This window comes from Alteromonas sp. Mac1 (assembly GCF_001562125.1).
Taxonomy (GTDB): domain Bacteria; phylum Pseudomonadota; class Gammaproteobacteria; order Enterobacterales; family Alteromonadaceae; genus Alteromonas; species Alteromonas stellipolaris.
The window spans coordinates 865,738-886,152 of sequence record NZ_CP013932.1 but is presented as its reverse complement, the minus strand read 5'-3'; the positions used below and the strand labels follow the sequence as shown (position 1 = coordinate 886,152).

Here is a 20,415-nt window from a genome sequence, read left to right as displayed (position 1 = left end):
AATGCTCTTGCTTTGGTAATTTGACTACCCGCTGTTATCAGAAGGCATTATGCCATCATTATCTTCATGTTTAGCCTACGATATTTAGGAGACAGGCCGTGAATTCATTAGCTCCTCTTAGCCTTAAAGGCAAAGTATCTGAAATAGAATGGCAAACCCGCGTCGATTTAGCTGCATGCTATCGACTGGTTGCTGATATGCGTTGGGGCGACCTTATCTATACGCATATTTCGGCTAAAGTCCCCGGTACCGACCATTACTTAGTTAACGCCTTTGGTTTAGGGTTTGACGAAGTGACAGCGTCTAACCTTGTCAAAGTAGACCTTGAAGGTAACATTCTTGATGACTCACCTTATCAAATAAACCCAGCCGGATTTACTATCCATAGTGCCATTCACGAAGTTCGTCACGATGCACTCTGTGTTATTCATTTGCACACTCTCGCCACCATTTCAGTGGCATCGGTAAAAGGCGGTTTAAAGCCTTGGAGCCAGTATTCTTTATTTTCACTTCCCTCGCTGTCTTACCATAGTTACGAAGGCTTGGCAGTGAACGACAGTGAAAAGAAAAGCCTACAAGATGATTTAGGCGATACCAATCATATGCTATTGCCTAATCATGGAGGGCTAACAGTAGGCCCCACCGTTGGCGATGCGTTCATGCGCTTTTATGATTTACAAAGGGCCTGTGAAATTCAGCTGGCACTCATGCAGTCGAATGAAGAGATTATTGATATACCACAGCCTATTATCGACGGTATTTATCAGCAAGCCAGCGTAGTTCACAGTGGTGAAACCGGCGGCCAGAAAGCCTGGCCCGCTATGCTAAGAAAAGCCTATAAGCTTGACCCTGGTTTTTGTGAATAACCCCTTTAAAGCGTCGTTGCCAGTGCCGCTAGCAGCGACTACAAACAGACAATAGAGAAACAATAAATGAAAGTAACCAAAGTAGAAATATTCGATATTGAGTGCCCCAAACGCCCGGCATGGAACCCTGTTTTTGTGCGAGTGTATACGGATGAAGGCATTGTCGGTGTGGGTGAAGCGGGCTTAGCTTATGATTGGGGTCATAGTGCTGCAGCGCACATGATAAAAGAAATTGCCGAAGCCATGTTAATTGGCTTCAACCCATTTCACACAGAGCTATTATGGTCGCGTATGCTACGTGAAGGTTTTTGGGGCTTAGGTGGCGGACCTGTTATTTATGCAGCAATGAGTGCCATTGATACTGCACTTTGGGACATTAAAGGCAGAGCCCTAGGCTTGCCGGTGTACGAACTATTGGGCGGAAAAACCAATGGCAAACTACGCAGCTATGCTAGCCAATTGCAGTTCGACTGGGATAAAGAAGTCACCAAGCTTAACGACCCAGCAGACTATGCTCGTGCTACCGAAAAAGCATTAAAAGACGGCTACGATGCGGTAAAAGTTGACCCTATTGTTTACGATAAAGATGGCGTGACACATTTCGATCGCACTAAACTTTTCTCTAAGCCAGAATTAAAATTATTTAAAGCTCGCTTACAAGCTATACGCGACACCATGGGTGAAGACGGCGATATTATTTTTGAATGTCACAGCTTGTTAGGGGCATCTACCGCCATACAGCTTGGCGACATTGTCGAAGAAATTGGCTGCTTGTATTACGAAGAGCCTGTGAATTACTTAAATTCAAAACTACACGATAAAGTGGCTAAAAATGTAAACGTACCGATTGCTGGTGGTGAACGCTTGTATCATCGCTGGGACGTGCGCCCTTATTTAGAAGACCAATCTATCGATGTACTGCAGCCTGACGTAGGCTTGTGTGGCGGGTTTACTGAAGCGAAAAAAGTTTGTGATTACGCCGACATTTACGATGTGCGCATTCAAGCCCATGTATGTGGCGGACCTGTGGCGACAGCAGCCAGTTTGCACTTAGAAACCGCAATACCTAACTTCTTAATTCACGAACATCACACTTACGCCATTAAAGACTGGAATCGTGAGCTTTGTTTACAAGACCCACAGCCTGTAAATGGCTTTATTGAAGCGCCAGACACTCCTGGATTAGGTATCGATTTAAATGACGAGATTGTTTACCGCTCGCCTCATATGACAGTAACAGAGCTTAAATAACGAAGCGCTTAGATTGGGGCAATGATTCTTTTGCCCCGCCTGTTTTCAAGGATAAGAAGAAGTATGTCAGCCTCGGCTTCCCCATCGGCTTTTTTGTGCTCACCGCCCGTCTCTATTGTTACGTATACGCCTATCGCGTTAACCCGTAAATTCAGTGCGCTTACGCCGTCTTTAACCAGCAAAGTTGAAGAAGTCATGCACAGCCAAGATTGGGTACTAAATCAAGAAAGTAAACTGGACATGGGCTATGTATCTACCGATTCTGACTTATTAAGCCCCATGTTTACCCCATTGGTAAAACTTGAAGTCGATCATGAAAGTCCAGCTTTTCAACATGCATTTTCAACCCTAGAAGAAATAGGCCTTAAGCTTCAAGGTTTAAATTTACGCTTATATCAAACAGGCATTGCTACCTTACAAGCGACATTGGCACCCTCATCTCAGGAACAACTCACTCTATGTTGGCAAAAGATTGAAAACAGAGATATTGAACAACGTCTGTCTTTAATTTTACAAGCGGCAGGAGGTGTAATGGTTAACTTGCTAAACACCACTTTCGATACACTGAGCAAGCGTTGTAAGTTATTGACCTCTGAACTCACCGACAGTGACGCGGTATTGTGGACCGGACGTTGTTATATTACTCGCGTTCCAGAATCTGCCGCAGAAGCCAAACAGGCGTTCTCAATTATTCATGAATGTCCGCCTAGCAACTACGAGAACGATGAGGCTTTCTTTCGTTCGGGAAATTGCCTATTTTTAAACAATGATATTTCACTGTCGTTGGATAACCGGAGGGTTCTGTTTTTGCTTCAGCATTACAATGCGATGTTGTATGCCTATCAACAATCGATGAGCAACGCCTACCATCAGCTGCAATCGCTTAAAGCTCTGTCGTCGGGGCGGCGCAGAAAAGCCCTTGAAAAGTTGATCCAGCGCATGGTTTCAATTAGAACCCTAGAGTATATTCGATTGGAGTTTTGTGATTCGCTTCGAGGACTTCAAGGAAGTCGAAAGCCACTCGCGAACGCACTCATAGATGCATGGGAAATTAATGCCGTAGAAGAGAGTTTACTTGATAGGGCGGCCTATATTAATAACGCCATATCAAGTTACGAGAACCAACTTAATCGTGCTATAAATAAATCGATTGAAGTGATACTCATGCTAATTGGGGGTATTTCTTTGGTGGATATTACCAACAACTTTGTTGCCGCATCACAATCTGTGAAGCATGATTCAACGTGGGGTATCTACGATATATTCTCGCTAATGTCATCTGAAAATACGGTTAACCTAGCCTTAATAGCGGTGCTGTTAATGGCCTTACTATTTGCGAAGAACAAATGAATAAGCGCACAAAATTTACCATTATATTGACACCAGGCACACACGCTTACGAACCAGTGAAAGAAGCGTTAAACGAATATTTATCGACCTATTATGGTGGATGCACGCACATTGATTGTGAAGGGACTTGGCGTGAAGATGCTTGCGAATTCAAACCTCGTTACGACGCTAATTTAATTACCGAGAAGTCACTATGTGTGTGGTGCGCGGTAATGCCAGATAAAGCAGAGCGCTTTGTGGATGAGCTTCGAGCCTTCCTCACTATATTGAAAAAGCAGCAAAACGCAGACTTTAGCTTTATTCATATTGAAAGCCAGACAGTGGCGGCCCACCATCAACTTATAGACTAAAAAGCGGTGTAAAGGTGCAAGCCTTTGGGTGCCCGCTCTTGGGTGCAAGCTAGCGGCGTAGCACTATCGCTTAAAATAATGGCTGACATTAGTCGTTTATATATCTAGGCCATACCAACGGGCGGTATTGTTTGCCAACAGGCCGCATTTCTCGTCAAAGGTAAACTGCGCCAGCATTTTTTCATATTGCAGCCAAAGCGCTTGATAACTGTGGCGCCAGTTAGAAAGTGGGAAATTACTTGCTAACATTACTCGCGACACGCCAAATATAGCTACCGTTTCCACGACCACATTTTGCGCACTGCGCCAATGCCAGTCTCTGCACTGCATTTCCCACCCTGAGAGTTTTACTGCCACCCGAGGGCACTGTGCGAGTACTTTCATATTAATTCGCCACTGCTTAATGTAGGTAGCGGTAACAGCAGAGCCTAACAGCGATGAACCTGCGTGATTAATAATGACTGAAAGTGCGGGTAATGCCTCTAATAACCTTAATAAGGCACTTACCGCTTTGCCGTCGCCCACATCCAGTTGGGCATCGAAAGACAATCCATATTCACTACTAAGCTTAAGCGCGTGCTTTGTTTTAGGGTGGGTTAATATAAAGCTGGCTTGTTCATCTAATATATGGCGAAGCCCCGCTACTGAAGAAAACCCAGCCAATGTTTGAATATCAGACAGGGCCCGTTCACTACATAAATCGATACTAGCAACGCTTTTAAAAGGTAGTTGGGCTCGTTGTTCTAGATACCGGATTTCACGCCAAGGACGTTCATTGTCGAACCCTGCTTCAACATGCACGTATCCCGCAAGCGTGTGACCGCTAGAAAGTGTTAAGCTTCTTTCATCACACGACAACGCAATGGCTTGCTTATCTTGCCAATACGGCGGATTTTGCGGCTTAAGCCAGTGGTAATCCCCCGCCTCAAGGGCAAAAAAATGTAGATGACCATCAACAATATTCACTTGGCGGTATAACCGCCGTCAACAGCGTGTAAGCTTCCGGTAATAAAGGTCGCTTTATCACTGCAAAGAAAATACACCAGTTCAGATACATCTTCGGGTTGGCCAATACGCCCAATAGGTTGCTCAGCGGCCTCTTGGGCCACAACTGCGATTTTATCGGCCCCTGATGCTGCCACATATTTATCTATAGCGTGGTGAAACAAGGGGGTTTCAATCGTACCGGGGCATACCGCGTTAGCTCTAATATTAAAGGGGGCATAATCCAGTGCCGTGGTTTTAGCCATAGACGCTAAGGCTGACTTTGTTAAACCATAGGCAAAAGAGTTCTGTTTACCGACAAAACACTGATCGGAACCCATCACCACAATAGCCCCACTTTTTTGTGCTTTCATGGTAGGTAGTGACGCTTTAATTGCGCCATATGCGCCTTTAATATTTAGGCTCATTATCTTATCGAGTAATGCTTCATCGGTATCTTCAATGGTTGCCGACACGTGCATGCCTGCATTACACACTAACGCATCTATACGACCATATTTTACGGCAATATTATCGATAGTATGTCGCACTTGTTCCACGTTACTGACATCACAAGCCACCCACTCAGCGTTAGTTGGTGTGTCGTCAAAATCTCTTACATCTAGGTTTATTACTCGGTAGTCATTTTCACTAAAGGTATTACAAACCGCTAAGCCTATACCTAAACTTCCGCCAGTAACGACACAAACTGATTGCCCGTGGTTCATGAGTACTCTACTTCTTAATACATGGAATTAACTATAGTTATAGGATGACAGCGAGCTATTGAAAAGCAAGCGTTGCCAAAGATTATGATGGCCTGTGATTTAAATTTAAAGGCATTGAACAGTTGTTGTGCAAATTCAGTGATATTATTTTTCATTAACTTTCCCTTAACGGACTACTCTGTCTATGCTTTTTGTGTCTATAATGTGGCAAAATTAAAACACTTGTTTGAAAAGGGAGTCTTCTATGCCTCTGTACCACGCCCCTACTACCGATTTTCAGTTCTTACTTAAGGACTGGTTAGGCCTAGATGCCCACTATGAAAAATTGGGTATCAGCGATTTTGACAGCGAACTGGCCAACGAAATTATTGCGCAAGGCGCTAAATTCGCCATTGATGTTGTAGCACCATTAAACCGTGAAGGTGATGAAGAAGGCTGTAAGCTAGAAAACGGAAAAGTCACCACACCGAAAGGCTTTGCCGACGCTTATCAAGAGTACGTAGCAAATGGCTGGAACGCCATGTTAGGTACGGCAGAATATGATGGACAGGAACTTCCTTACACCATGGCAGTGCCTGTACATGAAATGCTAAATGCCGCAAACCTAAGTTGGCGTTTAACAACAATGCTGACAGAAAGTGCCACTTTGGCAGTCACTAAACATGCTAGCAAGGAATTGAAAGACAAGTATCTCGCTAAACTCATCAGCGGTGAGTGGACAGGTACGATGAACTTAACCGAACCTCATGCAGGTACCGACCTTAGCTTGCTCAGCACTAAGGCTGAACCGCAAGGTGACGGAAGCTATAAAGTAACAGGTAATAAAATCTTTATTACTGCTGGCGATCAAGATTGGAGCAGCAATGTTATTCACTTGGTACTCGCTCGCTTGCCAGATGCGCCAAAAGGTGTAAAAGGCATTAGCTTGTTTTTAGTGCCTAAATTAATGCTTGATGAAAGTAACGAGCCAAGCACTGCAAACTCTTTATCTGTGGGCAGCATTGAACACAAGATGGGTATTAAAGCGAGCCCAACCTGTGTGATGAACTTTGATGACGCGACAGGCTGGTTAGTGGGTGAAGAAAACCAAGGCTTAGCCTGCATGTTCACCATGATGAACGACGCGCGCTTCCAAGTGGGTTTACAAGGCTTAGGCGCTGCCGAAGCCTCTTACCAAGGTGCGTTAACGTATGCCCGTGAGCGCGTTCAATCTCGTGCGCCTCAAGGTATTCAGAATCCTGATGGCAAAGCCGATCCTATTGTATTTCAGCCTGATGTAGCCCGCATGCTACTTACGCAAAAATCACAAATTGAAGGTAGCCGCGCACTGTCTTTGCTATACGCAAAGTTCATGGATATCGAAAAATTAGGCACTGACGAAGAAAAAGAAAATGCAGATAAAGTGCTGCAGTTTCTTACGCCAATCTGCAAAGCCTACATGACAGATATGGGCCTTGAAACTACCAGCATTGGGGTGCAAGTTTTTGGTGGTCATGGATTTATCCGTGAGTGGGGCATGGAGCAATTGATGCGTGATGTTCGTATCGCCATGTTGTATGAAGGCACCAACGGTATTCAGGCATTAGATTTAATTGGTCGTAAGTTAACCCGTGATGGCGGGCAAATGATGGAAGCCACTTACCAAGCTTTTGCTGAGCTAGTTGCTGATATTAGCGATGCTGAAAGTAAAGGGCTAGCGCAGGGCTTACTTGACGATTGGCGCGCATCATCAGCTGACTGTCTAGGTATGGATGGCACTACAGCAGCTGCGGCAGCAGCAGATTATTTAGCCTATTCTGCCTACTCGCTAATTGGTGTGCTGTGGTACAGCATGGCAGATAAAGCGGCGAGTACCGACAACGCTGTGCTAGCTTCTTCTAAGCAGAAGACCCGTGATTTCTACATGCAACGTATATTGCCTCGTCGCAATGCGCACAAGCAAGCATACTCAGCAGGCTACGAAAGCACGCTGGCCGTATCCGGCAGTGAGTTTGATTACATTTAATCAAGCAAGTTAAACTAAAAAACCGCCTGTATAGGCGGTTTTCTTATTCATATTGATACAATACATAACAGCTGGTAGCTAAACGTAACTACTTATTAGCAACCAGACTTTCTGCAAACGTATCGTTAAACCAATCTTCAATCATGTTCTTTTCGTAAACCAGATTATCGCTGGGTAACCTACGATTAACGGTATTCATGAACATCATATCTTTAATCTTAACCTCTTCGCTTTTAAGCACTGTGCTGTCACCGCCTGTAAGTACATATGAGAATGACATTCTAGGAATGTCTATTTCTTTAATGATCCTGACATCGGTAGCAGACTGCCCCATACCAACAAAAGATGCAGGCCAAACCTGACCGGCTAAATCTAAATCAGTGACGGTAATTGATAGCTTCTGATCTTCGGGAAGTTTTTCTGCGAGTTCAGTAAAAAACTCATCGAGCTCTTTAAAAGTGCGTTCTCTAAAGCGAGTTCGAGATTCATTCGATGGCTTAACATCTCGGTAAGACTTTGGTTCTTCCCAGGTTACTTCTACCTGTGCTGCTTGCAATACACCAGATAAACCCACGCTGGCGAGCAAGAGCGCAGATAAACTCGTTAACTTAGCTATTTTCATGTAACCCCCTACCTCATTTCTAAAAACCCGGTATTAGTCAGCGACAAAAAACTGAGTAAGCGGGTAACGGCGCTTAGTGAAGCATGGCTTCAACTTATAGCAATGTTACTACTTTTATCACAACTATATGCTCAATAATAGCACAGGTAGCTGAACGTAAAGTGAACGACTTTATCTATATACAGGGTAACAGTATGGAAAGATTAGTAGGCATAACGGAAGAAACAAAAGAAAAACTAAGATAAGAAACAGCAGCTTTAGCGCCAATTATTTATCGGGCTCCAGTAGCGTAGATTGCTCTATCATTGCGCACAACTGCTGGCGCTTGCCGCGGCTAAAATTAGGGTTTATATCGGTGGTTTCGCAATAAGCGATATGAAAGCGCATGACCGTTGAACGACTTGCCAGAATTCTTCGAAGGTAGTTTGCTTCGAATTCTTTTAAGGGCGCAAGCTGCGCCGCCGCCTGATCTCTCAACGCATCCAGCTCTCTTTGTTCAGGTAACTCAGAAATAGAAGTAAACCAACCTGAAACGGTACTTTGTATATCTGAAAAAAAGTACTGAACAAAAGGCGATCGTAGCACTATCACCAATAATACAATTTCAGCACAGATTACAAAGAAACGAAGCATTTAAAATTATTCCACTACTATACTTAATTCAAACAACGCAGCTATCGTTAGTTATTTTCAACAAAAATTTTCGTCAAAAAAATCAAAAGGATAATTACTTGTATAATTTTCATTCGGTATTAAAACTATTATCGCCATAGTAGTCAACTAGCATTAAGTAAAGATAGATTGATAAAATATAATTTCTGAACTTTCAGTATTGACTGAAAGATAAATAAAGATGATCATTAGCCCTATCATTGATCTATGTTAAACACGCTGAATTTTCAGCTGTTATAATGCGCCGCGCAATACAAGAAGTTGGCTAAGGTTTTGAAAAAATGAACGAACAAATTCCAGTTAAAAACGTTACTCCAGTTAAGGTGCACAAACCCGCATCAACCACTGAAGGGAAGCGATACGACTCGCGTAGTCGTATTTATGTTCGTGCGGTTAAAGGCCCTCTTGAAACATTCAGACGTTTTTTCGGTTTGTTTTTTCTCGCCATCTTCGCCGCTATTCCTTGGATAAGATTTAATGGCCAGCAGGCAGTGCTACTCGATATTGTAGAGCAGCGCTTTTCTATCTTTGGGTTAACGTTATGGCCGCAAGATTTAACCTTGCTTGCCTATATCTTCATCGTGGGCGCATTCGCGCTGTTTTTCGTGACGACCTTTGCAGGTAGGGTGTGGTGCGGCTTCATGTGCCCTCAAACTACTTGGGTATATATCTACACTTGGTTTGAAGAGAAGATAGAAGGCCCTAGAAATAAACGTATTAAGCTAGACGCACGAAACATGGATGCGGATAAGTTTATTCGCAAAACCCTCAAACATACGGCTTGGGTGGCGGTTGCCCTACTTACCGCACTCACCTTTGTGGGGTATTTCACCCCAATCGGCGCGCTCTTTATTGACTTTTTCACCTTTAATACAGGTTTCTGGGCGGCGTTTTCTGTGGTCTTTTTTGCAGTGTGTACATATGCCAATGCGGGTTACATGCGAGAAATTATGTGTACTCATATTTGTCCTTATGCCCGTTTCCAATCGGCCATGTTCGACAAAGACACCTTTACTGTCTCTTACGATGCTAAACGAGGCGAACAGCGAGGCCCTCGCCCTCGTAAACTTAGCCATGAACAGGTACACGAAAAAGGCTTAGGCGACTGTATTGACTGTAACCTCTGTGTGCAGGTTTGCCCCACCGGCATCGATATTCGAAACGGTTTGCAATATGAGTGCATTAACTGCGGTGCGTGTGTAGATGCCTGTAACGGTGTAATGGATAAAATGGGTTATCCCAAAGGGCTTATAAGCTTCACGTCGGAAGAAGAGCTGGCGGGGGGTAAAACACACATCGTGCGACCTAAGCTGATTGGCTACCTCATCGTGCTTATTGTCATGACAGGGTTATTGGTTGCTGATATTGTGACCCGGGTTCCCCTTGAAATTGATATTATTCGCGACCGTAACTCATTATATCGTGAAACAAATGAAGGGTTAATTGAGAACGTTTATACCGTTAAAGTATTGAACAAATCTCAGCAAACTCATACCTATACCATTTCGGTACAAGGGCTGCCTGAATACACCTTTATTGGCAACAAAGAAGTGACTGTGCAAGGTGGTGAGGTTTATAGCACACCGATTTCGGTTGCAACCGACCCGTATAATCTGGAAGATGTGGTAACAGACATTCAATTCACCGTTACCACTACCACCGATTCAGGTGAAAACGTTACGGTTAATGAGCCAACCAAATTCCTTTATCGATGAAAGACTTTTCGTTTTCTGGATTAGATCCAGACACTATATTAGATGCCCTGGAAACTCAGGGCATTTTTCTTCAAAGCGGCTTACTTGCTCTCAATAGTTATGAGAACCGGGTTTACCAATTTCAAGCCGATGATAACAAACGTTACGTGGTTAAGTTTTATCGCCCTGCCCGTTGGACAGACGCGCAAATCTTGGAAGAACATAGCTTTGCCCAAGAACTTGCCAATAGCGAAATTCCGGTTGTTGCGCCCTTAGCGCTAAACGGAAAAACCCTTCACCACCATGGCGATTATCGCTTTACGGTTTTCCCCTCGGTAGGTGGGCGCCAGTTTGAGAACGATAATTTAGACCAGCTTGAATGGATGGGCCGCTTTATTGGCCGTATTCACCGCGTATCTCAAGCGAAAACCTTTAAACAACGCCCCGATATCGATACGCAAAGCTATTTAGATGAACCTAGACAAGTTTTAGAAAATAGCACCTTGCTTCCCGATCATCTAAAAACAGCATTTTTTGCTATTTTGAACCCCGTGATAACCGCGGCCTCTTCGGCTTATAAAACCACCGACGTTATTCGATTGCACGGCGATTGCCATCCAGGAAATATTCTATGGCGTGATGGCCCTACTTTTGTTGATTTAGACGATTGTCGGATGGGCCCTGCTATCCAAGATTTATGGATGATGTTAAGTGGCGACAGACAGCAACAACTATTACAACTTGATACGCTAATTGAAGCCTATGAAGAATTCCAGCCATTTAATACTAATCAGCTTGCGCTAATAGAACCCCTACGCGCCATGCGAATGGTACACTATATGGCATGGCTGTCTCGCCGCTGGGAAGATCCAGCCTTCCCTCGCGCCTTCCCATGGTTTGCCGACGATAAATACTGGGAAGGTCAAATTCTTGCGTTAAAGGAACAACTTTCTGCCATGCAGGAACCGCCTCTAAAACTCGGGTATTAGCTGGCAAAACCTGAACACACTCGCTATTTATTAGGCACTTAAGCTATACTCCTTCGCGCTTAGGTGCCCATCTATGGGTTAAACGGGAAATCAGTGAAATCTGATGCTGCCCCCGCAACGGTAAACTCAGTGTGAACACACACATTCTCCTTATTACGCCACTGTGTCATCGCTATTAATGGCGCGACATGGGAAGGCAGAGAAACCATACACAGTATTGGTGAGTGAGCCCGGATACCGGCCTAGCTTCACGGCAGTTATTCTGCTTACATTCACCCTTGTACTCGGGCGGAGTACATAGCGAGAAATACAATGAAATTTCAAACACATTTTACCTGCACTGCAGTTTACGCTGCCGTGGCTACACTGCTTTCTGCACCTGTTTTAGCGCAAACTCCTGAAACAATAGAAACACTCACCGTTACTGGCACCCGTTTACCTGTACAAATAGCTAAGCTGCCTGCATCGTTAAGCGTATTAACCGAGCAAGATATTCAAGCCTCAGGCGCAGTACAACTTACCGATTTAATTCGCGGCCTACCTGGCGTAAGCCTTTCCCAATCAGGTAGCCCAGGCGGCCTTACCGAAGTTCGTGTTCGAGGCAGCGAAAGTAACCACTTACTCGTGCTTATTGATGGCGTAGTGTCTAACGATATTGGCCAAGGAAGCTTGATAGACTTGGCCCACTTAACCTCGGCGAACGTGGCACGTATAGAGCTACTACGTGGCCCGCAAAGTGCCTTATGGGGCAGTGGTGCAATTGGTGGCGTATTGAGTATCACCACCAAAGCCGGTGAAGGAGCCAGTGCAAAACCTAGCGTTAATTTAACTGCTGGAATCGGCACACAAGGTACTTACCAAGGCAGCATTAATGCCGCCACCCAAAATGGCGATGTGGCTGTGCGCACCTATGCCAGTTACCTAAAAACAGATGGCGATAACATTTCGCGGGTGGGTAATGAAGATGACGGTTATGACAACATGACCGCAGGCATCAACGTTGATTACGCATTGGCTGATGCACACACATTAAGTGCTAAATTTCGCAGCACCCAATACGAAAATGATTACGATGGTACTGATTATGTAACGACTGGCCTGCCAGCTGATGCCGACAATGTGACTGATGGTAGCCAACTTAGTACTAAACTAGCTTGGCGCTACGCGCCAGATGCATCGGCCTATGCGTCTACCGTGTCTTTCGATTACCGAAAAGACGACAATGACAATACCACATCAGGTGCCGATGCAGGTGGCACCACGGGTGAGCGCTTAGCCCTAAATTGGACAAGTTTTTACAACTTTGATAACTGGCAAGTAGCGGGTGGTGCTGAATACTTACAACGTTTGTTTGAACAACGTGGCCCTATTGTATTTGGCGATCCGAATCAAAAGCAGCACGACAATACGACCAGCTTATTTGGTGAGGCCACTGGAGATATCGTAGATAATGTCTTCGCAACATTGAGCGCACGGTTCGACAACAACAGTGAATTTGATGACGCCGTTAGTTATCGCGCAGGCCTAACATGGCAAGTATCAAAAACCTATGCGCTATTTTCAAGCTACGGCAAGGCGATTAAAACCCCAACCTTCACTGAACGATTTGGCTTTTTCCCCGACAGCTTTATTGGCAACCCCGACTTAATCCCTGAAGAGAGTGAAGAATGGGAAGTTGGCGTAAAAGCGAATTGGGATTCGGTTACCGCACAAATGAGTGCTTATAGCGCCCAACTTGAAGACGAAATTAATGGCTTCGCTTATGACGCCACCCAAGGCGTGTACACCGCTGCCAATGTAGATGGTGAAAGTAGCCGTGATGGCGCAGACGTTGAAGTAACTTGGCTTAGCGATTTAGCGAAGGTGTCGGCGTCTTATAGTTATTTAGACGCTGACCAAACCAGTTTTGCAATTGCCAGCACCGAGCTTCGCCGTGCACGTCATCAAGGCGCATTAACGGTATTGTCTGATTTAGGTACCGAGAAATTTAGCCTGTATGCAAAACTGGCCTACACTGGAACCCATTACGATACTTACTTCCCCCCCTACCCTGCTAATTCAGAAACCTTGGGGCTGTCAGCTTATACCCTAGCGTCAGTTAACCTTGGCTACCAAGTTTCTGAAAAGTGGGCACTATCATTAAAAGTGAATAACCTTTTTGATACTGACTACGAGGATATCGTGGGCTATGCAGGACAAGAACGACGTGCATTGCTATCGGTGAGCTACAGCCACCAGTAACACCTATTCCGTCACTTTTTAGACTCAAATAGTGACACTTTATTCGCTTCTTCTTTACGAAGAAGCGAAACTTTCCCCTCAGATATCATCCATTCGTTGCATTTTTCCGCTCGCTTGTCGCGTAAACTAGTGCCCAATAAAAGCCTGTGGTAACCTCAGCATTGATAGATAGATTTGAAATCAAAGGATTCAATTACATGAAGAAGTTTGCAGTATTGTTTGTAATGGCAATGCTTTTGCCATTGACCGCATGTGCCCAAGAAGGTACAGCTAAATGGAAAGAAGGTACCCACTACACGGTATTAGATGAAGAAGCGACTAAAAAGCCAGTAATCACAGAATACTTCTCTTTCTGGTGCCCACATTGCTTCCAATTTGAGCCAATCGTAAAACAAATTAAAGAGAAGAAAGGCGAGAACACTAAATTTGAGAAAGTGCATGTTAACTTTATGCGCTTTACCGGCCCTGACGTTCAAGATGCCGCGACGCATGCCATGTTAATTGCCCGTGCAATGAAACAAGAAGATGCAATGAATACAGCTATCTTCAACTACATTCATAAGCAACGCGCAACCATTACCAACCTTAAAGATTTGCGTAACATTTTTGTGGTAAACGGTGTTGATGGCGCTGAGTTTGATAAGTTAGCCACCAGCTTTGGTGTAAACAACATGATTCGTAAGAACCAGCAGCTTATCGACAAGAACCGAGACTACCTTTCAGGCGTACCAAGCTTCGTTATTAACGGTAAATATCAGCCTAAGTTTACTGCTGAAATGACCTTTGACGATATTGCTGATTTGATTGTTTGGTTATCTGAGCAAAAGTAATTTCCAAAATTATTGAAATAGGCTTCAACATGCCTATTTCAGTACAGACTTAAATGGGCCGTAGCGGTTATCGCTAAGGCCCATTTTCATTTTTAATACGTAAAAAAGCAGGAGCGATTCATGTCGTTTTTACCGGAAGATTTCAGTGCCTTTATTTGCGAATTAGACAAACTAAAAAGTATTAAGCGCCAAATAACCTTGCCTTGTGATGGCGATCGTCAGGAAAATTCTGCCGAACACAGTTGGCACGTTGCGCTTATGGCCAGTACCTTGGCACATTATTCCGAGAAACCTATTGATGTCTCTCGGGTTATTCGTATGATTTTAATTCATGATGTAGTCGAAATTGATGCAGGCGATTTGTTTGCTTTCAACGAGGCCTCGGAACACGATGCGCAAGCACAAAAAGAGCTCGATGCTGCAAAGCGTATTTTTGGCTTACTGCCCCGTTCTTTTGCCGATGAATTACTGTCATTATGGGTAGAGTTCGAAGAAGCAAAGACCCCTGATGCCGAGTTTGCCAAGGCGATGGACCGAGTGCTTCCTGTGTTTCAAAACATGCAAAACCAAGGTGGTAGTTGGAATAAACATGCTGTTACCAGAGATAAGATAGAAAAGCGTAACTTACACTTGAAGCATTGTGCGCCTAAATTATGGGATTACGTAACGCGTCAATTAGATACCGCGGTACAGAACAAGTGGCTGCTTCCAGCAAAAAGCTAAAGCGGTTAAACGCTCCGACCTTCGCGCTCATAAGCGACAAAAAAGGTGCTAGAGAATCTGTTCTCTAGCACCTTTTTTATAAGTCTTTTAAATTGGCCTGTTGGTGTGTCTGTTGATAAATTTGTTTTGTCGGCCCTGCTGATGGCTTAAGATTGATGTCGCTTTTTAAAAAACCGTCATCAAAAAACCTTCGAACTCGCTTAGAAACGTGTACTTGCCCACACCCATAACTTATTGGCGTCTACTTTGATATCACCAGCCGAGTAGCTACCATACTTCACCGCAAGAGTGACCTTATCCATCACTTTAGTTACGTACTGTACGTTAATTTCGCTACCTAAATCATCCACCTCGGCTGTTGCTTCATCGGCACTAAAATCGTGATAGGCCAACAACCATTTACCACCAGCTAATTTTCCGGACAGCGAGAAAGTAACATCTTGAAGACCTTGTGCAGGTGTACCTAAGAATTGATCTGTCCAACCGTTAAATTTATGCAGAGTGGCCAGTGGCGTGGCAAAACCATATGCACCGTCGTCAGAACCTAACAACTCATAATCAATCTTAGCGGTAATGCCTGAAAAGGTAGCTGCAAGGTTTGCATTAATGTAGTTAGCATCATAGTCGGTAGCGGTTTCACCAGAGCCTAATTCACTACTTTGCGTAGCAAATTCAGCGCCGTATGCCCAATTCACTGTCTCACCTTTCATACTGCCGTTATAGCGAATACCATAGGTATCAAGCGCATTATCGGTGTCATTATCAATTTCTAATAAATAACCATAAGCGGTGAATTTTCCTACCGCGGTTTTGAAACTCGCGTTGAACAAATGATCTTTTGAATCAAAATCAGCGGCTTCTGCAAAAATTCGATTTCGCTGTGTAAGGTACCCATAAAAGAAATTCACTTTCTCGTTAAACGCATAGGTAGCAGTAACACCATCGAAGGTCTGCCTATCTTGGCGCCATCCCACATGTCCAACGAACCTGTGATTGTCGAGGGCAATCACTTGTCTGCCCCCTTTAAGTGTTAACTTTTCATTCTTGTACTGAATAAAGGCTTGATCTACTTCTGTGGTTTCAGGATCTGCAATCACTGAATACTCACCAACGTTATAGCCTGTAGGGCCTACTGTATAATCGCCTTGCCCCATAACAATACGGCTATCTTCCACTTCTGCGGTAAAAGAAAATCCATTTAACGTACCCGATTTAAAACCTAAGCGAGTACGAAGCGTTAATGCGCTGGCGTCATCAAGCGCATTATCTTGGTCGACTGATTCATAACGTAAGTTCAAGTCTGCCCATGCAGAAGCTTCGCTTAATACATCGTGCCAACTTTGGGCAAACGATGGCGCACTGAAACATGCCAACATGGTGCTTGTGAGTGCCGCTTTTGCGAAGCGCTTTTGTGCCGGTTTATATCTATTTGACGGTGCTTCTGTTAGCTGTGCTGATGGTTTTATATCTTGCGTATTCATGTGCGTTCCCTTGTTATTAACGATATTAACGTTTGTTGGTTAGCGTTCTTATTGACGATTTTTAGTTAAGGGGCTCCCTCCCAGTTAAAAATGGGATGAGCACCTAAGGGTTTAAATCAGTTTTAGCGACTTATGCTGTAACGCTTTAAATTAGCGTTAAACGCCTAACTCAAGCAGCGTCGGATTTACTGTTTGCTTTTTTTGCAGAACCACCTCCAGCTTGATTAGATTTGATATGGGAAGACACCGGCTCAATTTTTTTTTGCTTATCATACAAAAAGGTCAGAACTTCATGTCGGTAGTGGTTGTACTGAGGGTTGTCAGCAAGCTTAAGTCTGTCTCGTGGTCTAGGCAGCTCAATATCAAGGATTTCGCCTATCGTCGCTGCAGGGCCGTTATTCATCATCACGATTCTATCGGAAAGCAACACTGCTTCGTCGACATCGTGGGTGATCATAATCACTGTATTCCCTAAATCGGCATGAATTTCCATTAAAGAGTCTTGCAGGTGCGCGCGCGTTAACGCGTCTAGTGCCCCAAAGGGCTCATCCAAGAGTAAGACTTTTGGCTCCATCGCTAGTGCGCGAGCAATACCAACACGTTGCTTCATACCCCCAGATATTTCACTGGGTAATTTATCAAGAGCGTGGGTCATATGCACAAGCTCTAAATTGTGCATTATCCAATCTCGCATTTCTTTTTTAGGCTTGCCACGCATGGTGTGCTTTACCGCTAATTCCACGTTTTTATAAACGCTTAACCAAGGCAATAATGAGTGGTTCTGAAAAACAACCGCCCGTTCTGGCCCGGGTGTTTTTACTTCAGCACCATCAAGTATGACACCGCCCGTGGTGGCTTGGTGTAAACCCGCCACAATATTAAGAACGGTTGATTTACCACAGCCCGAGTGACCGATTAATGAGACAAACTCACCTTTCGCAATTTTAAGGTTTACATCAGTAAGTGCCGTAAACGGGCCTTTCGGTGTAGGGAAATCGATGCCTACTTGTTCTAATTCCAAGTGCTTAGCTTGCATGTTCTTTCTCCTTAATTACCGTAATACGCTGGTTTTATCCCAGCTCACTGCACGTTGAACCGACAGCATTATCCTGTCTAGTATGAAACCGATAGCGCCTATAGTGAGCACCGCTACCATGATACGAGCCAAAGATTCTGAACTACCATTTTGAAATTCATCCCAGACGAACTTACCAAGGCCTGGGTTTTGTGCCAGCATTTCTGCTGCAATCAATACCATCCAGCCGATGCCAAGAGACAGTCTTAACCCTGTGAAAATCATAGGAATAGAAGAAGGCAGAATGATTTTTGTTAAATGAGACATCGGCGTTAAACGCAGTACCTTACTCACGTTAATCAAGTCTTTATCAATAGCAGACACACCCACTGCAGTGTTAATTAACGTAGGCCAAAGGCAACATAAAGATACCGTAAGTGCCGATGTTACAAATGACTTTGAAAACATCGGGTCGTCGCTAACATACAGCGCGCTCACGACCATAGTGACTAATGGTAGCCATGCTAAAGGTGACACGGGTTTAAACAGTTGAATGAGCGGATTGATGGCCGCATAGGCTGACTTACTCAGCCCACATAAAATACCCACGGGTACAGCAATCACTGAGGCAATAAGAAACCCCACCATGACGGTGTAAAGACTTGTCCATATTTGATCAAAGAAGGTGGGTGAACCGGTATACTCACGAATTTTTGGTTCGTAAGTTGGGTCTTGTGCAACCCGAGCGGCGTTGCGCTCTTCTTGTCTGGAGTAAAACGCATTAGCGTTTTCTCGCTGTGCACTGTGCTCAGTAATAAGCGAACCTGCCTGCTCCCACACTTGAGCAGGACCAGGAAATTGCCCGAGTGAGGTATCAATACTTTTCGCCACACCATTCCAAACAGCGAGGAACATCAAAAGGCCAATAAGAGGCAGTAATAAAGCGGGTGCTCGACTATAAACCGCCCCCATGGTACCGCTCATTGGTGACTTGGCTGGCGAAAAGCTTAATATATTTGCCATCTTACTCATGTTGTTCTCCGCTATTTGTGTATGACTGTGAAACTGTTAAAGAACAGTTTCACCCTTTAGCCCAATACCAAACTGCTCAAGATAAGCATTTGGCTTGCTACCGTCGTAGGTAACGCCGTCGATAAATTCAGATTGAGGTGGTTTAAAGCCAGTTTCAGTGGCAAACGCTGGGAAGTCCGACGCTTTTGCTTTTCCTTCGGCAATAAGTGCTTTTGCAGCCATGGCGTAAACCTCTGGCTTATACACTTTACGTGCAGTCTCTTTATACCAATCGTCTGATTTAGGCTCTGAAATTTGTCCCCAGCGGCGCATTTGCGTTAAATACCAAATCGCATCACTGTAAAATGGGTAAGTGGCGTTATATCGGAAGAATACGTTGAAGTCTGGTACTTCACGCTTATCGCCTTTTTCATATTCGAAGGTGCCTGTCATGCTGTTAGCCAATACATCTTCATCAGCGCCAACATAGTTGCTTTTCGCTAAGATTTTTACTGCTTCTGGGCGGTTAGCATTGTCATTTTCATCTAACCACATGGCAGCTCGAATTAACGCTTTAACCACTCGAATATGAGTATTCGGGTATTTTTCAGCCCATGCTTGGCTCACACCAAATACTTTCTCTGGGTTGTTTTTCCAAATTTCATAATCGGTAATAACCGGAACACCAATGCCCTTAAATACTGCCTGCTGGTTCCAAGGCTCGCCTACGCAATACCCATAGATAGTGCCGGCTTCCATGGTGGCTGGCATTTGAGGAGGAGGAGTAACTGATAGCAAAGCTTCGGCATCTATCTGCCCAGCATTATCACCTTTGTGTGGTGCATAGTAGCCTGGGTGAATACCACCCGCAGCAAGCCAGTAACGAAGCTCGTAGTTATGTGTAGATACTGGAAAAACCATACCCATGTTAAACGGCTTACCCGCATCACGATATTCTTCAACGACAGGCTTTAAGTAATCAGCTTTAATAGGATGCACTGGTTTGCCATTTTCTACCGGAATATGGGCTTTCATTTTTTCCCATATTTCGTTTGAAACCGTGATGCCATTACCATTTAAATCCATGCTGAACGCCGTCACAACGTGTGCTTCAGTACCAAAACCAATGGTTGCGCCAAGAGGTTGCCCTGCCAGCATGTGAGCGCCATCAAGTTGACCGTCGATGGTTCTATCTAGTAATACTTTCCAGTTTGCTTGGGCTTCTAAGGTTACATACAAGCCTTCGTCTTCAAAAAAGCCTTTTTCGTAAGCGATGGCCAACGGCGCCATATCGGTTAGCTTAATGAAACCAAATTTTAATTCTTCTTTTTCTGGCCACCCCACTTTTTCATCGCTTTGCGCACTAGCAAGTGGCGCTCCCAAGGTGAAAGAAAGCGCTATAGCAGCGGTTATGCCAGCCGTCATTTTTTTCTTTATTTGTTTGAGCATTGAAACGTTTTTAAACTTGGTCATTTATGTTTCCTTTAGCCAAAAAAAAACCCACCAGCGTAGACGAATAAACGTCGCGCTTGGTGGGCTTCGATGCCGAGCCTGTAATCATTAGTTAATGAAGTACAGGCGAACTTATTGTTTGGGTATTAAT

Annotated in this window: 18 protein-coding genes and 1 riboswitch; of the genes, 10 read left to right on the top strand and 8 right to left on the bottom strand. The window is 44.3% G+C overall.

All coding sequences use genetic code 11. The features are described from left to right. Nucleotides 1-98 precede the first annotated feature (98 nt). The 4 genes from AV939_RS03715 to AV939_RS03700 all read left to right on the top strand — a co-directional run bounded on the left by AV939_RS03715 (nt 99) and on the right by AV939_RS03700 (nt 3,817). Complete coding sequence (locus AV939_RS03715; RefSeq protein ID WP_057793890.1) at nt 99-866, top strand: class II aldolase/adducin family protein; 768 nt, start codon at nt 99-101, stop codon at nt 864-866. Between the two features lie 66 nt (nt 867-932). After that, complete coding sequence (locus tag AV939_RS03710) at nt 933-2,117, top strand: mandelate racemase/muconate lactonizing enzyme family protein (RefSeq protein ID WP_057793892.1); 1,185 nt, start codon at nt 933-935, stop codon at nt 2,115-2,117. A gap of 63 nt (nt 2,118-2,180) precedes the next feature. Beyond that, entirely contained in the window at nt 2,181-3,467 is a 1,287-nt protein-coding gene (locus AV939_RS03705) for a hypothetical protein (RefSeq protein WP_061997149.1), read from the top strand. Beyond that, the gene (locus tag AV939_RS03700) at nt 3,464-3,817 is read left to right on the top strand and encodes a hypothetical protein (RefSeq protein ID WP_057793896.1); all 354 of its coding nucleotides are present in this window, start codon (nt 3,464-3,466) and stop codon (nt 3,815-3,817) included. The genes AV939_RS03705 and AV939_RS03700 overlap by 4 nt, the downstream gene beginning before the upstream one ends. Nucleotides 3,818-3,913: 96 nt before the next feature. Here the strand turns inward: AV939_RS03700 and AV939_RS03695 are convergent, their stop codons facing one another. Then, the gene (locus AV939_RS03695) at nt 3,914-4,783 is read right to left on the bottom strand and encodes an amidohydrolase family protein (RefSeq protein WP_057793898.1); all 870 of its coding nucleotides are present in this window, start codon (nt 4,781-4,783) and stop codon (nt 3,914-3,916) included. After that, entirely contained in the window at nt 4,780-5,529 is a 750-nt protein-coding gene (locus AV939_RS03690) for an SDR family NAD(P)-dependent oxidoreductase (protein ID WP_057793900.1), read from the bottom strand. The genes AV939_RS03695 and AV939_RS03690 overlap by 4 nt, the downstream gene beginning before the upstream one ends. Nucleotides 5,530-5,773: 244 nt before the next feature. Here AV939_RS03690 and AV939_RS03685 point away from each other — a divergent pair, with 244 nt between their 5' ends. Beyond that, a complete protein-coding gene (locus AV939_RS03685) occupies nt 5,774-7,534 on the top strand; it encodes an acyl-CoA dehydrogenase family protein (RefSeq protein ID WP_061997147.1) in 1,761 nt (586 codons plus the stop codon). A gap of 88 nt (nt 7,535-7,622) precedes the next feature. Here the strand turns inward: AV939_RS03685 and AV939_RS03680 are convergent, their stop codons facing one another. Together AV939_RS03680 and AV939_RS03675 are read right to left on the bottom strand one after the other, a co-directional pair. Beyond that, nucleotides 7,623-8,156: a DUF3016 domain-containing protein gene (locus tag AV939_RS03680; RefSeq protein ID WP_061997144.1), complete on the bottom strand. Its 534-nt coding sequence runs from the start codon at nt 8,154-8,156 to the stop codon at nt 7,623-7,625. Nucleotides 8,157-8,423: 267 nt separating this feature from the next. Further along, the gene (locus AV939_RS03675) at nt 8,424-8,789 is read right to left on the bottom strand and encodes a hypothetical protein (protein ID WP_057793906.1); all 366 of its coding nucleotides are present in this window, start codon (nt 8,787-8,789) and stop codon (nt 8,424-8,426) included. Nucleotides 8,790-9,109: 320 nt separating this feature from the next. Between AV939_RS03675 and ccoG the strand changes: the two genes are divergently transcribed. The 5 genes from ccoG (at nt 9,110) to AV939_RS03650 (ending at nt 15,305) form a co-directional block, all read left to right on the top strand. Further along, nucleotides 9,110-10,543 (top strand): cytochrome c oxidase accessory protein CcoG, encoded by a 1,434-nt coding sequence (ccoG, locus tag AV939_RS03670; protein ID WP_057793913.1) that lies wholly within the window; start codon nt 9,110-9,112, stop codon nt 10,541-10,543. Beyond that, on the top strand, nt 10,540-11,511 hold the full coding sequence (locus AV939_RS03665; RefSeq protein WP_061997142.1) for a serine/threonine protein kinase: 972 nt from the start codon (nt 10,540-10,542) through the stop codon (nt 11,509-11,511). The genes ccoG and AV939_RS03665 overlap by 4 nt, the downstream gene beginning before the upstream one ends. Nucleotides 11,512-11,555: 44 nt before the next feature. Continuing rightward, nucleotides 11,556-11,771, top strand: a riboswitch (cobalamin riboswitch). Nucleotides 11,772-11,823: 52 nt separating this feature from the next. Further along, the gene (locus AV939_RS03660; protein WP_061997140.1) at nt 11,824-13,752 is read left to right on the top strand and encodes a TonB-dependent receptor plug domain-containing protein; all 1,929 of its coding nucleotides are present in this window, start codon (nt 11,824-11,826) and stop codon (nt 13,750-13,752) included. A gap of 197 nt (nt 13,753-13,949) precedes the next feature. Further along, nucleotides 13,950-14,582 (top strand): thiol:disulfide interchange protein DsbA/DsbL, encoded by a 633-nt coding sequence (locus AV939_RS03655; RefSeq protein WP_057793918.1) that lies wholly within the window; start codon nt 13,950-13,952, stop codon nt 14,580-14,582. A gap of 120 nt (nt 14,583-14,702) precedes the next feature. Next, entirely contained in the window at nt 14,703-15,305 is a 603-nt protein-coding gene (locus AV939_RS03650; RefSeq protein ID WP_061997135.1) for an HD domain-containing protein, read from the top strand. 200 nt (nt 15,306-15,505) lie between these two features. Here the strand turns inward: AV939_RS03650 and AV939_RS03645 are convergent, their stop codons facing one another. The 4 genes from AV939_RS03645 to AV939_RS03630 all read right to left on the bottom strand — a co-directional run bounded on the left by AV939_RS03645 (nt 15,506) and on the right by AV939_RS03630 (nt 20,285). After that, nucleotides 15,506-16,681: an alginate export family protein gene (locus tag AV939_RS03645; protein ID WP_061998156.1), complete on the bottom strand. Its 1,176-nt coding sequence runs from the start codon at nt 16,679-16,681 to the stop codon at nt 15,506-15,508. A gap of 274 nt (nt 16,682-16,955) precedes the next feature. Continuing rightward, on the bottom strand, nt 16,956-17,822 hold the full coding sequence (locus AV939_RS03640) for an ABC transporter ATP-binding protein (RefSeq protein WP_061997133.1): 867 nt from the start codon (nt 17,820-17,822) through the stop codon (nt 16,956-16,958). 15 nt (nt 17,823-17,837) lie between these two features. After that, nucleotides 17,838-18,833, bottom strand: coding sequence for an ABC transporter permease (locus AV939_RS03635; protein ID WP_057793925.1), 996 nt, complete (start codon nt 18,831-18,833; stop codon nt 17,838-17,840). A 36-nt stretch (nt 18,834-18,869) separates the two neighbouring features. After that, nucleotides 18,870-20,285 carry a CmpA/NrtA family ABC transporter substrate-binding protein gene (locus AV939_RS03630; protein ID WP_061997131.1) on the bottom strand — a complete coding sequence of 472 codons (1,416 nt, stop codon included), beginning with the start codon at nt 20,283-20,285 and terminating at the stop codon, nt 18,870-18,872. Between the last annotated feature and the right edge of the window lie 130 nt (nt 20,286-20,415).

Bases quoted from the DNA above. Each gene is read 5' to 3' on its own strand.
- AV939_RS03710 (WP_057793892.1), top strand. From the start codon at position 933: ATGAAAGTAACCAAAGTAGAAATATTCGATATTGAGTGCCCCAAACGC.
- AV939_RS03705 (WP_061997149.1), top strand. From the start codon at position 2,181: ATGTCAGCCTCGGCTTCCCCATCGGCTTTTTTGTGCTCACCGCCCGTC.
- AV939_RS03700 (WP_057793896.1), top strand. From the start codon at position 3,464: ATGAATAAGCGCACAAAATTTACCATTATATTGACACCAGGCACACAC.
- AV939_RS03690 (WP_057793900.1), bottom strand. From the start codon at position 5,529: ATGAACCACGGGCAATCAGTTTGTGTCGTTACTGGCGGAAGTTTAGGT.
- AV939_RS03685 (WP_061997147.1), top strand. From the start codon at position 5,774: ATGCCTCTGTACCACGCCCCTACTACCGATTTTCAGTTCTTACTTAAG.
- AV939_RS03680 (WP_061997144.1), bottom strand. From the start codon at position 8,156: ATGAAAATAGCTAAGTTAACGAGTTTATCTGCGCTCTTGCTCGCCAGC.
- AV939_RS03675 (WP_057793906.1), bottom strand. From the start codon at position 8,789: ATGCTTCGTTTCTTTGTAATCTGTGCTGAAATTGTATTATTGGTGATA.
- ccoG (WP_057793913.1), top strand. From the start codon at position 9,110: ATGAACGAACAAATTCCAGTTAAAAACGTTACTCCAGTTAAGGTGCAC.
- AV939_RS03665 (WP_061997142.1), top strand. From the start codon at position 10,540: ATGAAAGACTTTTCGTTTTCTGGATTAGATCCAGACACTATATTAGAT.
- AV939_RS03660 (WP_061997140.1), top strand. From the start codon at position 11,824: ATGAAATTTCAAACACATTTTACCTGCACTGCAGTTTACGCTGCCGTG.
- AV939_RS03655 (WP_057793918.1), top strand. From the start codon at position 13,950: ATGAAGAAGTTTGCAGTATTGTTTGTAATGGCAATGCTTTTGCCATTG.
- AV939_RS03650 (WP_061997135.1), top strand. From the start codon at position 14,703: ATGTCGTTTTTACCGGAAGATTTCAGTGCCTTTATTTGCGAATTAGAC.
- AV939_RS03645 (WP_061998156.1), bottom strand. From the start codon at position 16,681: ATGTTGGCATGTTTCAGTGCGCCATCGTTTGCCCAAAGTTGGCACGAT.
- AV939_RS03640 (WP_061997133.1), bottom strand. From the start codon at position 17,822: ATGCAAGCTAAGCACTTGGAATTAGAACAAGTAGGCATCGATTTCCCT.
- AV939_RS03635 (WP_057793925.1), bottom strand. From the start codon at position 18,833: ATGAGTAAGATGGCAAATATATTAAGCTTTTCGCCAGCCAAGTCACCA.
- AV939_RS03630 (WP_061997131.1), bottom strand. From the start codon at position 20,285: ATGACCAAGTTTAAAAACGTTTCAATGCTCAAACAAATAAAGAAAAAA.